Annotated in this window: 13 protein-coding genes and 1 riboswitch; of the genes, 6 read left to right on the forward strand and 7 right to left on the reverse strand. The window is 45.5% G+C overall.

The genetic code is table 11. The features are described 5' to 3' along the window. Positions 1-9: 9 nt before the first annotated feature. Positions 10-93: a K(+)-transporting ATPase subunit F gene (gene kdpF / locus SFC25_RS01505; RefSeq protein WP_411213764.1), complete on the reverse strand. Its 84-nt coding sequence runs from the start codon at positions 91-93 to the stop codon at positions 10-12. 229 nt (positions 94-322) lie between these two features. Further along, positions 323-466, reverse strand: a riboswitch (cyclic di-AMP (ydaO/yuaA leader). Positions 467-802: 336 nt separating this feature from the next. On the opposite strand from kdpF, the gene thiW reads away from it, so the two are divergent. Further along, a complete protein-coding gene (gene thiW, locus SFC25_RS01510; RefSeq protein WP_411213580.1) occupies positions 803-1312 on the forward strand; it encodes an energy coupling factor transporter S component ThiW in 510 nt (169 codons plus the stop codon). Between the two features lie 142 nt (positions 1313-1454). Next, entirely contained in the window at positions 1455-2504 is a 1050-nt protein-coding gene (locus tag SFC25_RS01515) for a glycoside hydrolase family protein (RefSeq protein ID WP_411213581.1), read from the forward strand. Between the two features lie 230 nt (positions 2505-2734). On the opposite strand, the gene SFC25_RS01520 is transcribed toward SFC25_RS01515, so the two are convergent. Together SFC25_RS01520 and SFC25_RS01525 are read right to left on the reverse strand one after the other, a co-directional pair. Next, complete coding sequence (locus SFC25_RS01520; protein ID WP_411213582.1) at positions 2735-2950, reverse strand: hypothetical protein; 216 nt, start codon at positions 2948-2950, stop codon at positions 2735-2737. Positions 2951-3006: 56 nt separating this feature from the next. After that, entirely contained in the window at positions 3007-3666 is a 660-nt protein-coding gene (locus SFC25_RS01525; protein WP_411213583.1) for a bifunctional 4-hydroxy-2-oxoglutarate aldolase/2-dehydro-3-deoxy-phosphogluconate aldolase, read from the reverse strand. 96 nt (positions 3667-3762) lie between these two features. On the opposite strand from SFC25_RS01525, the gene SFC25_RS01530 reads away from it, so the two are divergent. Further along, positions 3763-4524, forward strand: a complete 762-nt coding sequence (locus SFC25_RS01530) for an IclR family transcriptional regulator (protein ID WP_411213584.1) — start codon at positions 3763-3765, stop codon at positions 4522-4524. Positions 4525-4558: 34 nt separating this feature from the next. On the opposite strand, the gene SFC25_RS01535 is transcribed toward SFC25_RS01530, so the two are convergent. From SFC25_RS01535 to kduI, 4 genes are all read right to left on the reverse strand, one after another. After that, positions 4559-5509, reverse strand: a complete 951-nt coding sequence (locus tag SFC25_RS01535) for a sugar kinase (RefSeq protein ID WP_411213585.1) — start codon at positions 5507-5509, stop codon at positions 4559-4561. A 57-nt stretch (positions 5510-5566) separates the two neighbouring features. Next, positions 5567-6577: a 2-keto-3-deoxygluconate transporter gene (gene kdgT, locus SFC25_RS01540; RefSeq protein WP_411213586.1), complete on the reverse strand. Its 1011-nt coding sequence runs from the start codon at positions 6575-6577 to the stop codon at positions 5567-5569. A gap of 214 nt (positions 6578-6791) precedes the next feature. Further along, the gene (gene kduD, locus SFC25_RS01545) at positions 6792-7568 is read right to left on the reverse strand and encodes a 2-dehydro-3-deoxy-D-gluconate 5-dehydrogenase KduD (protein ID WP_038562874.1); all 777 of its coding nucleotides are present in this window, start codon (positions 7566-7568) and stop codon (positions 6792-6794) included. A gap of 12 nt (positions 7569-7580) precedes the next feature. Next, positions 7581-8411 carry a 5-dehydro-4-deoxy-D-glucuronate isomerase gene (kduI, locus tag SFC25_RS01550; RefSeq protein ID WP_411213587.1) on the reverse strand — a complete coding sequence of 277 codons (831 nt, stop codon included), beginning with the start codon at positions 8409-8411 and terminating at the stop codon, positions 7581-7583. A 313-nt stretch (positions 8412-8724) separates the two neighbouring features. Between kduI and SFC25_RS01555 the strand changes: the two genes are divergently transcribed. The 3 genes from SFC25_RS01555 to SFC25_RS01565 all read left to right on the forward strand — a co-directional run bounded on the left by SFC25_RS01555 (position 8725) and on the right by SFC25_RS01565 (position 12463). After that, complete coding sequence (locus SFC25_RS01555) at positions 8725-10389, forward strand: LytS/YhcK type 5TM receptor domain-containing protein (protein ID WP_411213588.1); 1665 nt, start codon at positions 8725-8727, stop codon at positions 10387-10389. Between the two features lie 2 nt (positions 10390-10391). Beyond that, a complete protein-coding gene (locus SFC25_RS01560) occupies positions 10392-11123 on the forward strand; it encodes a LytR/AlgR family response regulator transcription factor (RefSeq protein ID WP_411213589.1) in 732 nt (243 codons plus the stop codon). A gap of 110 nt (positions 11124-11233) precedes the next feature. Continuing rightward, positions 11234-12463: an L-lactate MFS transporter gene (locus SFC25_RS01565; protein ID WP_411213590.1), complete on the forward strand. Its 1230-nt coding sequence runs from the start codon at positions 11234-11236 to the stop codon at positions 12461-12463. The last annotated feature ends 2 nt before the right edge of the window (positions 12464-12465 follow it).

A 12465-nucleotide genomic window follows, 5' to 3' on the forward strand; every position in this document is an offset into this window, starting at 1 on the left:
CTTCCTTCGTTAAAATTTTTCTGGGTAAAATAAGGCGTAGACCAGATAACCGATGACCGCAACACCTAGTACAAGCAAAACAATCTGAACCATTATCGTGTCCCTTCTTTCTCCGCAATCTGTGCAGCAGCTGCCAATAGCAGCGCCATTCCTCCGAAAAGAACTAAACTCAATCCAATGTAAAATAAATCCATGCTGATCCTCCTTGGTTCTTATCTGGTTTTACACCCTAAAAAAGTGCATAAAAAAGAAGCCACAGAAGAGGGCCCTCTTCTGTGACTTCTGGGCATAACGAAATAAACGTGTGTGCCTATCACATTTTTGGCTTCCTCTCGAACGCTTGCGAAGTTAGCTGACGGATTCGGGCCAGAGAGTAGCCCTACTCTTTTCAGAGATTCACCCCATGTAACAAAAGTTACGGTTGGTTCCCCCGCTTCCTGGATCAGGAATTAAGCGATTACGAATTGTATGCAATTTTGTTTGGTTACACTTGGAAGATGAACCTTATTCTACGCTCGTTATGATGGATAGTAAAACTGCAGAAAATCCGATTAAATCCGGATTACATCACATATTCAGTCAAACAAGCCGGAAAATGCGACCTAAGAATACGTTATCTTGAAAAATCAGCTATTATCATTCGCTTTCGATGGATTTCTTATTGTAAATAATGTTTGAAAATTATGATTTTTTATATCACCCCAAACAATTTTATTGTAAATTTCCTTCTGCATACTCACCTTCCATATTACTGACATTTACTCTTATAATATAAGCAGAATACATGAACAAGGAGATAGCAATGGATACGAAAAAGCTCACCTTAATGGCAATTCTAGTATCAATTGGCGTACTAGGAGCACAGTTTCTCTGGTTCCCTACAGGTGCTGCCCGCGCCTTTCCTGTCCAGCATGCCATAAATGTTATCACTGCTATCGTGCTTGGACCCGGCCCGGCAGTAGTCGTTGCTTTCCTTATCGGACTAGTTCGCAATATGCTTGGTCTTGGTAGTTTGCTAGCTTTTCCAGGGGGAATGATAGGTGCCTTGCTTGCTGGATTGTTTTATCGGTTGACCCGCCGCAAGGCAGCAGCGGCAGTTGGTGAAATGATAGGAACCGGAGTTTTCGGTTCCCTGCTCTCCGTTCCAATTGCTAATTTACTGCTGGGGCAAAAAGCCGGTGCATTGGCATTTGTACCGGGCTTTCTTGCCAGTTCTATCACAGGCGCATTGTTAGGCTGGCTCCTCATCCGCCGAATGAAAGTACCTAAACAGAACCTGCACAAAGAAGGGTCAAAATCGAACGACATTTAGACTTTATTGATCAAAATGTTTAGGAAGGCTCATGGCTGAACAAAAATCATCATCACAGAATATCTTCTATTTTGAAAGACTATAATGTCTGGTATGTTTGATGCTTCTTCCGTCCATACTGCTTGCTAGTGAGGTGGTTAGGATGGATACAAAACCGAATCTATTATATTCCATGCTGGATGGCTATAAGCCAATTCGCAATCTGCTAGGTTTAGGTGATCCTAGCGTACAAAAAATAGATAACCAGTGGTGGATGTTTTTTGGCGGATTTCAGCGCAACTTCAAAAATAATTTATTCAGTGCCAGTCTTCCAAAAGGAGCACCATTGACGACCGCAAACGCCTGGAGAATCTCAACTTACCCTGGAAAGCCACACAAGGCAAAACCTTTGCTGCCTCAGCCGAAGGAAGCTGCCTGGGATCGATACGGATTGCATGAACCTTGTTATGTGGAAGGAGAATTGGATGGAGAGCCTGTTCGCCGAATCTACTATACAGGGCGGAGTGCAAGCAATGTCTTGGGAAATGAATCCCCGTATTCGATAGGCTGTCTGGAAATGAGGCACGGCAAATGGTTTCGTCACCCTAAGCCAGTTATGGTCGGCACTGTTCGGAATGATAGTGTACTTGCGCCCAAAGTGATTTATGACGAAGGAAAATGGAAGATGTGGTTTGCAGCGACACCACATGAACCTGGCAAGGGAGACATCCCGATGCACGAGGTATATGCAGCCGAAAGCAAGAATGGTCTTGATACATGGACGAAGCCACGTTTGTTTTTCACTCGAGAGGATGCCTTCACGCATGCAAGGCCGAAACGAATTCATGATATGTACTATTTACTCGTCAGCCGCTGTGGCAATGCTTTTGGCGAGGACACTTATAAGCCGCAGGACCTTTGGTTGTTCAAGAGTAAAACAGCTAGTTTCACGAGAGCAGATTGGACGGAAGAACCAAAACCACTGATCAAAGCAGACAAGGGAGAAGACTGGTATCAGAATGGCATATTCGGATCATGTCTTTGCGTAGATGATAGCGGGGAGCTGGTCGTATTCTTCTCGGCTATCAATAAATCTATTTATTGGCTCAATGAAGCGAGCTATCGGCTTAAACGAGGAAAAAAACCTCCCTTTCCTGCACCATTCTATTTTACGGTCGGCAATATGCGGGTAGGTGGGACTAAAGCAAAATAAGAAGGAATGCATTTTTTGCATTCCTTCTTATTTTTATTAATTTAAGTTTTTAATGACAGCCATTTCTTTCCCCTTCCAAACAGCTTTTAAGCAGCGTGTTACCTCTTCCTTATGCTTGTTTAATAGATTAAATTTCTCCATTATGAACGCCTCTTTAAAAGCTGCGGAAGGCTCCTGACATCCGAAACTAGTTAAATTACCTTATTCTACCATATATTCCTTCTGTGAATTCATCCTTTTCTTATAAAATTGCGCGCTAAAGCAGGACCCCTCTTCAAACTCTCCACACCTGCCATACTGCAGACTGAGGCAATAATCATTCCCGCACCTAACAGCTTTGCAGTCAGATATAACCCTGTACCCGCAGCAATATCAATTATCACAAATGAATAAATAGCAGTTGCTTTCACAACAACGATTACAAATTCCCGCTTTTTAGCTGACACAAAGCAAGCCCCCTTCCTCCGTGTTCAGTTTATGTGCGGGGCAGCTTGACCCATGTTCAAATATTCACACGATCTGTTCTTGCTTCTTTCACCTTTTGGATATACTTCCGGGCAATCGATGTGATCTTATCATAGTCTCCTGTGCTGGCAGGAGCTACAAGATTGCCTCCGACTCCAACAGCAACAGCCCCATTCTTCAGCCAGTCTCCGATATTCTCCAAGTCCACTCCCCCTGTCGGCATAATATTTGCCTGTGGAAGCGGAGCTTTGACTGCTTTGATAAAGCTTGGGCCGAAAGCACTTCCCGGGAAGAGCTTGATGATATCTGCTCCTGCTTCCATTGCCTGCTTTATTTCCCCGATCGTCATACATCCCGGCAAGTAAGGAATCTGATATAGATTACATAGCCTTGCAGTTGCAGCATCAAATGTCGGACTGACAATGAAACCAGCGCCTGCGAGTATGGCCAGGCGAGCAGTCGTACTATCCAGCACAGTCCCTGCTCCTACAACCACATCAGCATTTTCACTATACTGGGCAGTGAGCTGTTTGATCACTTGGTCAGCGTCCTTGACGGTAAATGTCACTTCTATTCCTGTAATGCCGCCCTCAATACAAGCATCTGAAATTTGAATCGCCTGTTCCGGCGATTCGGCACGAACTACAGCTACAATAGCTTGATCCGTAAGCTTGGATAAAATCTCTGTTTTTTTCATCTGTTTTCCCTCCATATGTGTACTGAATTTACAAACTCCAGCCGTTCCCGTATCATAGAAGTAAGCAATGAATGCAATAGAAACGGAGTAATATCTATGTCTAATGTGCAATCACTCGAACGTGCCTTGACTATTTTGAATACGCTTTCCGATCATCCTGATGGTCTGCCCATCGCAAAGCTGACAAAGCTGGTTGACTTATCGAAGAGTACGACGCATCGCCTCTTGGCAACACTTGTGGACATGAATTATGTCGCGAAGGATCCGGAATCGGACAAGTATAAAGTTGGTCTGCAAACACTTTATGTGGCTCGCAGTGTTTTGAATAACAACAACATCGCCAATGTGGCCAAGCCTTATTTAAAGCAGCTGTGTGCAGATGTCAATGAGACTGTGCATCTTTGCATCGAAGATAAAGGTGAAATCGTCTACATCGATAAGCTAGAGAGCAACCAGACTATCCGCATGTACTCACGTATTGGCAACAGAGCGCCCATGTACTGTACGGCCGTCGGGAAAATCCTTCTATCAGGCATGACAGAAGGCCGACTGGAAGAAATAGCAGATGCTACTACCTTTACGCCGCGCACTCCGCGTACAATTAAATCGCCAGAAGAGCTGCGCTCCGAGGTGGGAAAGGTCCGCCAACAGGGATATGCGCTCGATAATATCGAAAATGAAGAAGGCATTCGCTGTATTGCAGCCCCGATTTACAGCCATGAACATCGGATTGTAGCGAGCTTCAGTATCTCCGGTCCTAGCAATCGTGTAACAATGGACAGAGTGAACACCGAATTGATAACTAAAATGAAAGCCTGCAGCCTGGAGATATCCCATGCACTAGGCTATTCCGGATAAAGGAGAAGACCTTCCCAGCGGAAGGTCTTCCTTTTTATCCGATTGGCTCCCGTTTCATGAAATGTGTAAGCTCTTCACGGTTCGGCAAGCCATCATTATCTCCTGGAGACATGACGGCAAGTGCACCGATGGCTGCTCCCCTTGCAATGCTCTCAGGCAGTTCCAATCCTTCCAGCAAACCGCTCACGACACCAACCGCAAATCCATCACCCGCTCCAACCGTATCGACCACTTCTTTCACCGGAAAACCTTCTGTATAAAATTGCGTTCCGTCCATACAGCTCGTGAACGCTCCTTCAGCTCCCAGCTTCAGCACAACAGTCGGCACCCCAGCATCATGATAATGTGCAGCAAGATCCAGCAGATCAGTTTTACCCGTCAACTGCCTGCCCTCCGCTATACCAGGGAAGATAATATCTGCTTGGCTGGCAAGCGCATTAATGACCTGTGCCATTTCCTGCTTATCAGGCCACAGACCTGGCCGAAGGTTTGGATCAAATGATACCTGCAGACCATTTTCCTTGGCTTCCTTCATCATTTGGAAAACCAATTCGCGACAGCTTTCCGACAAGGCTGGAGGAATACCAGTCAGGTGGAGATGATCATAATCTGTCCATTTGATTTTCTTAATCAGCTTTTTATCCATATGGGAAGCTGCCGAGTTCTTCCGTGCCGAAAAAACTTCCGGATCTCCGCTTTTCACTTTCTGTTTCCATTGCATCCCTGTCACATAGGCAGATTCATAGCTGACGTACGTCGTATCTATTTTATTTTTCCGTAAAAATTTATGGATGTTCCGGCCGAATGGATCCAAACCCAGTTGCGTGACATACGTCACTTGATGGCCAAGGCGTGCCATTCCGATAGAGAAATTCACTTCTGCACCAGCAATGAAACGGGAAAAGCGTTCGGCATCATCCAGCAGCCCTTCCTGCTCCGCTACAAAAAGTGCCATCGGTTCCCCGATTGTTAAAATCCTGCTCATCTGTCAACGTCTCCTTTATGCAAAGAGAGACATACTGTATATGCCTCTCCGATTGTTTTATACAGTATTTGAGTTGATATTGTTGGGATCGATATTTGTATCGTCTGTCTTCCGCTTTTCCTTCTTCTTCATATATTGCGCCCAATATGCAGTGAGGATCGGTACGAGAACCGACGTAACAACAACAGACGCTGCAACAAGTGCAGTAGCTGCTTCTGCAACTGGCATGAATTCCGGAATCATTGTAGCGATGATCATCGGGTTGGCAACTGCCGCACCGGCAGTACTGGAAGCTGCGATTCCAGCTGTTCCATTTCCGCCTCCGATGTATCTGTCCGCTATCATAAGCGGAATACCAGTAACAACGATAACAAGTACACCAAGGATGATACCTGCAAGACCTGTCTCCAGGATGACACCTAAATCGATTGAGTTACCCAGTGCAAAACCGAAGAAAGGAATCATTGTCTGTGTGGCTCTGCTGAAGAACGCGCGAAGGTCACTATCCAAGTTACCCAGCAGGAAACCTAAAAGGAATGGCAATACTGCACCAACGAATACTTGCGGCTCAAAAGCAGCAAGACCTGTGGAACCAAGGATGATCATTGTCATAAGCGGACCGGATTCCAAGGACATAAGGACGAATGCTCCAGCTTCTTCCTTTGAACCGTACTGCTGCATGATGGATGCATATAAGCCGCCGTTCGTCATATCCATGGCTGCAACAAGTGTCAGGACGGAAAAGCCTGCAAATAGGCCAGTCTGAATGCCGCCTTCTGGCAGGAATTGTGCAGCAATGATAGCTACAACCCAAGCAACAGCAATCTTCGTGATAACGAGTGTGCCGGATTTACGAAGGATTGTACCAGTGGATTTGAGCTGTATTCCTGCACCCATACAGAAGAACCAAACTGCCAGAATCGGTATCGTGCCAGTCATGAGTCCGCCTGTGAAGGATCCGAAGTATTCCGCCGAATTCGGCGCGAAGGTATTAATGATTGCCCCTAAAAATAACGGTACGAGCATGAGCCCGCCAGGAATTCTCTCCATCGTTTTCATTATTTTCATTTTGCATCCCTTACCTTTCCTTATAGGTAATCGAGCAAAAGAAATTGAGATGTTTGAATCACTTTACGTGATATGCTATTTTTATAGTGATCGCCCAGATCATTGGAATGAGAGGGTGGCATACACAAAGATTCTCCAGATCTTTGGTCACCTTCCCAGTCCTCTCAATCTCTCTTTCCCGTCAAACAACTCCGACGCAATTCTTACAACCTGTTTATCTTGCCAGCCAGCCTCCATCTACAGCAAGGACATGGCCATTCATATAATCGGAAGCACGACTTGCCAAAAATACGACTACCCCCATCAAATCAGACGGATCTGCCCAGCGACCGCTTGGAATCCGGGATAAAATCTCTGCATTACGTTTTTCATCAGCACGGATTGGTGCTGTATTAGCAGTGGCTACGTATCCCGGTGCAATCGCATTTGTCTGGATATTATAAGCGCCCAGCTCGTTGGCGAAGGCCTTTGTCAGCCCTGCCACAGCATGCTTACTGGCTGTATAGGACGGTACAAATTTACCGCCTTGGAACGACAGCATCGATGCGACATTGATGATTTTTCCGCCGCCTTGTTCTGCCATCACTTTAGCTGCTTCCTGGCCCAACAAATAGACAGCATGCAGGTTGACGTCCATGACCTTATCCCAGTCTTCTTCCTTGTACTCAAGCAGCGGTGTACGAATGATCGTACCAGCGTTATTTACGAGAATATCAACTTTGCCGAACACATCTACACAGCTTGCCACAACTTGCTTCACTTTTTCTCTATCTGTCAGATCAGCTTGATGGAAATGTGCCTTGCCGCCAGCCTCCTCGACCAGCGCCTTCGTTTCCTCCCAATCGTCTCGATGTGTCACGACGAAGACATCCGCCCCTGCTTTTGCCAAGGCAACTGCATAGCCTTGACCGAGGCCCTTGCTGCCGCCTGTGACAATGGCAACCTTGCCGGTCAAATCGAAATAACTCATGGAAAAGTCCGTTAAACTCATCGTCATCCCCCTTTAGCGCAGCTCATCCATCGACACTTGATCCATGTCGGTGTACGTCTTGTTTTCTCCAGCCATTGCCCAAATGAATGCATAGTTGCTTGTGGCACTTCCGCAGTGGATGGACCAAGGCGGAGATATGACAGCTTGTTCATTCTTCATGACAAGATGACGCGTTTCAGTCGGTTCCCCCATTAAGTGGAACATACGTGCATCCTCATCCAAATCGATGTACAGGTACGCTTCCATTCGGCGGTTATGGGTATGTGTCGGCATGCTATTCCAGACACTGCCGCTTTCCAGAATTGTGATACCCATCGCGATTTGACAGCTTTGAATACCTTCCAAATGGATAATCCGGCGAATTACGCGTTCATTCGCGCTTTCTTTTGCACCCATAGCATCTCCCGGCACATCTTGGAAAGAGACATGTTTAGTTGGATAAGAGGTATGTGCAGGTGCCGAAAACAGATAATACTTCGCTGGTTTTGACTCTTCACTGCTGGTAAACAATAATTCCTGATTGCCTTTTCCGATATAGATGCAATCCTTGTTCGCCATATCGTATGATTCTCCATCAACAGAAATCGTTCCATTACCGCCGATATTAAAAATCCCTACTTCTCGTCTTTCCAGGAAGTAATCTGCCTTGATCTCATCATAGCCTTCCAAAGCGATTGAGCTGCCAGCTGGCTGAATACCGCCGATGATCGTCCGGTCCTCCATGCTGTATACAAGCTTGATTTCCCCAGGTACAAAAAGTTCCTCAACTAAGTAATGATTGCGTAATTCCTCGGTAGTGAATGTCTTGGCGTGGTCTGGATGAGTTGCATATCGAAGTTCCATTTCTATCATCTCCTTACATTGATTTGTGGCTCCACAGCCTCATTGAAACCCCTTACATTACAATTCAAAAATTATGGCATCTTCAACGATGCCCTCATTATTCCACATTGTGGAACGGTGTTTCATTATACTAATTATAGCGCTTTCATTTTAATAAATCCAGCCTAATTATACAATATGACATATTATTTCCAAGCAGTAATTTCTATCAAATGAATCTATCATTTACCAAGCTATTTATCATCGCATCCATTCCCTTCCAGTCTAAATTTCTGATAAACTGTTAGTAATACAGATGAAAGGGATTACAACTATGAATTCAACTTTGGAAATGATCATATCGATATTCGAGCGCGCTGCCTTGCTGCTGATCATCCTGTTTTTCCTGACCAAGATTAAAGGGTTCAAAGAAATACTACAAAAAGAAAATCACTCAGTCCGGGAACTCAGCGTACTGACGATCGTTTTTTGCAGTTTCGCCATATTCGGAACATATTCCGGGATTGAAGTGGAAGGCAGTCTCGTTAATATAAGGACAGTGGCTATCATCTCTGGCGGAATTTTATTTGGTCCATGGGTCGGTATCATTACAGGTATTGTTTCTGGCTTGCACCGTTATTTGATCGACATCGACGGCATCACATCCTTACCTTGTTTGATTACTAGTGTAGCAGCAGGCTTTGTGTCGGGATTCATCAATCGCAGAGTCAAAAAGCATCGTTGGTGGTATGTCGGTATTGGTGCTGGGATTCTGAGTCAGGCAATGACCATGCTGCTTATCATCGCGCTCGGTGAACCAAGGTCCCAAGGTGTTTCGATTGTTGAACAAATAGCTGTTCCGATGATGATAGGCGAAATCAGCATCGGTTTGCTTATCCTGCTCGTCCATAATATCGAAGGAGAAAAGAAACAGATTGCTGCCGCCCAGGCGAAGCTTGCATTGGATATCGCCAATAAAACACTTCCTTATTTCCGGTCCATCACTCCTGCTTCCTTGCAGCGTATCTGCCAAATCATCAAAGAAGAGATTGGTGCAGATGCTGTGGCCATAACGGATACGAATACAGTCGTAGCATATTACGGACTGGGAGCGGAGCGCTATCAGGATACAACGTCGATCGTAAGCGAGATGACGAAACAAGCCATCAATAGCGGTCAAATTGTCATTCGCAATGAGGTGGATGATCATCACCTGCCGCAGATGCACTGCCTGCTTATCGTTCCTTTTCAGGAGGGCGACGAGGTAACAGGCGCTTTGAAAATATATTATGAAAAGGAAAACCGGATAACGGACTCTTTGCAGACGCTTGGCATCGGTCTGGCACAGATCATTTCAAACCTAATGGAGATTTCCCGAATTGAACAAATGAAAGAGACTGCCAACAAAGCCGAGCTAAAGGCTTTGCAATCGAAAATCAACCCGCATTTCCTTTTCAACTCGCTGAATGCGATTGCATCGACAACAAGACGCGATCCGAATCGTGCCCGCGAGCTTATCCATAACTTATCTGGCTACTTGCGCTATAACTTGGAGCTGCATGATGAAATGATCGCTATAGAAGAAGAATTGAAACAGGTACGGGACTATGTGGAAATCGAAAAATCCCGCTTCGGTGACAAACTCCAGATCATTTATGATATTGATTCGGTACAGATAAAGGTGCCTAGTCTGCTGCTGCAGCCATTAGTAGAGAATGCGATCCACCATGGTGTCCGGAAAAGCAAGTGGCAGGGTGCCGTCTATCTTTCTGTCAAAGCACGGGAACATGACATCCGCATCAGTATACGGGACACCGGGGCTGGGATCGACCCGGAGATTGTCGAAAAGCTTTATAAAGACGAAGCAAGTGTGAAAAATATCGGACTTGCCAACGTACATCAGCGTGTCCGGCTGATTTACGGAAAAGGACTGACCATCAATCGGCTTGATCCCGGTACGGAGATTTACTTTGATATACCAGTGAAGGAAGGGAAATAACCATGACATTACGTGCAATCATTGCAGAAGATGAATTACCTGCACAGGAGGAGCTGCAATATCTGATTGATACATACAGTTCCATCGAGGTGACAAACTGCTTCGATGATGGACTGGATGTGCTGAAATACTTTCAGGAACATACAACGGATGTATTGTTCCTCGATATCAACCTGCCGTCACTGGATGGGATGATGCTGGCAGGAAGCCTCGCCCAGTTCAAGCATAAACCGACCATCGTATTTACAACTGCCTACAAAGAACATGCAGCGAAAGCATTCGAGCTTGAGGCTTTCGATTATATATTGAAGCCATACAGCGAGGAGCGGGTTGCAGCAATGCTTAAGAAACTAGAATCACAGAATGCACCGGCAGATACAGAGCGAATAGAACCGGAAGAAACACCGGCACGGCTCAATGTTTGGAAGGACGAGAAGATTTATGTAATCAATCTGAAGGAAATCGCCTACGCTGAAGCTGATGAAAAACAGACAACTGTACACACTAAGGATGAAGCATATACCTACCCTGGTTCTATCAGTACATTCGAACAGCAGCTTCCAGCAGATATGTTTTTCCGCTGCCATCGTTCTTACATTGTAAATACAGAAAAAATACATGAGATTCTGCCTTGGTTCCATAATACGTATCTTGTCAAAATGAAAGGAATTGATGAGCAGATTCCGGTGAGCCGCAGTAAAGCAAAAGAGTTTCGACAGATCATGCGCCTTTAAGGACCATTCATTCCTCATATCGAGCAACTCATGAGAAAACGCTTTCAGATACATCTATTGCGGATATGATAAAACTATCAAAACAACGTAGATGAAATGAGGGATTTCTCATGAAAACAGGAACGAATCGCTGGCTGATTGTACTAGGGACTATCATTACCCAAATTGGTCTAGGTACTATCTATACATGGAGTTTATTTAACCAGCCATTGGCTGATGCATACGGGTGGAGCACATCTTCTGTAGCAATCACCTTCTCTATTACGAGCTTTGCACTAGCAGTAGCCACTCTTTTTGGCGGAAAGCTGCAGGATAAACTCGGCATCAAGAAACTGGTCATCTTTGCTGGAATCCTGCTCGGCGCAGGACTGATTCTAAGCTCTCTAGCTACATCACTATGGCTCATTTATCTATTAGCAGGCGTTGTTGTCGGCTTCGCCAACGGTATTGCATATATCACTACACTATCGAACGTAATCAAATGGTTCCCAGAAAAGAAAGGTCTCATATCTGGTATATCAGTAGGCGCATTCGGAACAGGGAGCTTAGTCTTCAAATATATCAACCAAGCCTTGCTTTCATCTGCAGGCGTGCAAGGCACATTCCTGATTTGGGGAATCGCAGCAATCATCTTAATCAGCGGAGGAGCCTTCTTCCTAAAGGATGCTATCCTTCCACAGGAAACGGCGACTGGCGCGGCAACTAAAAACTTCAGCATCAAGGAAATGCTGCACACAAAACAAGCATACATTCTATTCATCATCTTCCTGACAGCTTGTATGAGCGGCTTGTATTTGATCGGTATCGTCAAAGATGCCGGCATGGAACTTGCTGGTCTATCTGCTGCAACAGCAGCGAACGCTGTAGCTGTCGTGGCTATCTGTAATACGACTGGAAGAGTTGTGCTGGGGGCTCTGTCCGATAAGGTAGAACGGCTGTACCTGGTTGCAGCAGGACTGCTTGTCACTGCAGGAGCTGTCGCCGTGTTAAGCATGGTAGAACTATCAACAACATTGTTCTTTGTCTGTGTGGCGGCAATCGCCTTCTTCTTTGGCGGTAACATCACAGTCTTCCCGACTATCGTCGCTGATTATTTCGGATTGAAAAATCAGAGCAAAAATTATGGTGTCATTTATCAGGGGTTTGGTATTGGGGCATTAGGAGGATCCTTCATCGCAACACTGCTCGGCGGTTTCCAGCCAACATTCGTTGCCATCGCCGTACTTTGCGTCATTTCATTCTTCCTTGCGGTTACAGTCCGCAGTCCGCAGCAGCCTGTTGCTGCCAAGAAGAATAAGGAACGCAGACATTCCCGTCCTATTCCATCCCAGCAGCATTGATG

Source organism: Terribacillus saccharophilus (genome assembly GCF_046592595.1).
Taxonomy (GTDB): Bacteria; Bacillota; Bacilli; order Bacillales; family Amphibacillaceae; genus Terribacillus; species Terribacillus saccharophilus_C.

Excerpts from the sequence above, each read along its gene's own strand:
- SFC25_RS01560 (WP_411213589.1), top strand. The coding sequence starts at position 10,392 with ATGACATTACGTGCAATCATTGCAGAAGATGAATTACCTGCACAGGAG.
- SFC25_RS01565 (WP_411213590.1), top strand. The coding sequence starts at position 11,234 with ATGAAAACAGGAACGAATCGCTGGCTGATTGTACTAGGGACTATCATT.
- SFC25_RS01530 (WP_411213584.1), top strand. The coding sequence starts at position 3,763 with ATGTCTAATGTGCAATCACTCGAACGTGCCTTGACTATTTTGAATACG.
- kduD (WP_038562874.1), bottom strand. The coding sequence starts at position 7,568 with ATGAGTTTAACGGACTTTTCCATGAGTTATTTCGATTTGACCGGCAAG.
- SFC25_RS01555 (WP_411213588.1), top strand. The coding sequence starts at position 8,725 with ATGAATTCAACTTTGGAAATGATCATATCGATATTCGAGCGCGCTGCC.
- SFC25_RS01525 (WP_411213583.1), bottom strand. The coding sequence starts at position 3,666 with ATGAAAAAAACAGAGATTTTATCCAAGCTTACGGATCAAGCTATTGTA.
- SFC25_RS01535 (WP_411213585.1), bottom strand. The coding sequence starts at position 5,509 with ATGAGCAGGATTTTAACAATCGGGGAACCGATGGCACTTTTTGTAGCG.
- kdpF (WP_411213764.1), bottom strand. The coding sequence starts at position 93 with ATGGTTCAGATTGTTTTGCTTGTACTAGGTGTTGCGGTCATCGGTTAT.
- kduI (WP_411213587.1), bottom strand. The coding sequence starts at position 8,411 with ATGGAACTTCGATATGCAACTCATCCAGACCACGCCAAGACATTCACT.
- SFC25_RS01515 (WP_411213581.1), top strand. The coding sequence starts at position 1,455 with ATGGATACAAAACCGAATCTATTATATTCCATGCTGGATGGCTATAAG.
- kdgT (WP_411213586.1), bottom strand. The coding sequence starts at position 6,577 with ATGAAAATAATGAAAACGATGGAGAGAATTCCTGGCGGGCTCATGCTC.
- thiW (WP_411213580.1), top strand. The coding sequence starts at position 803 with ATGGATACGAAAAAGCTCACCTTAATGGCAATTCTAGTATCAATTGGC.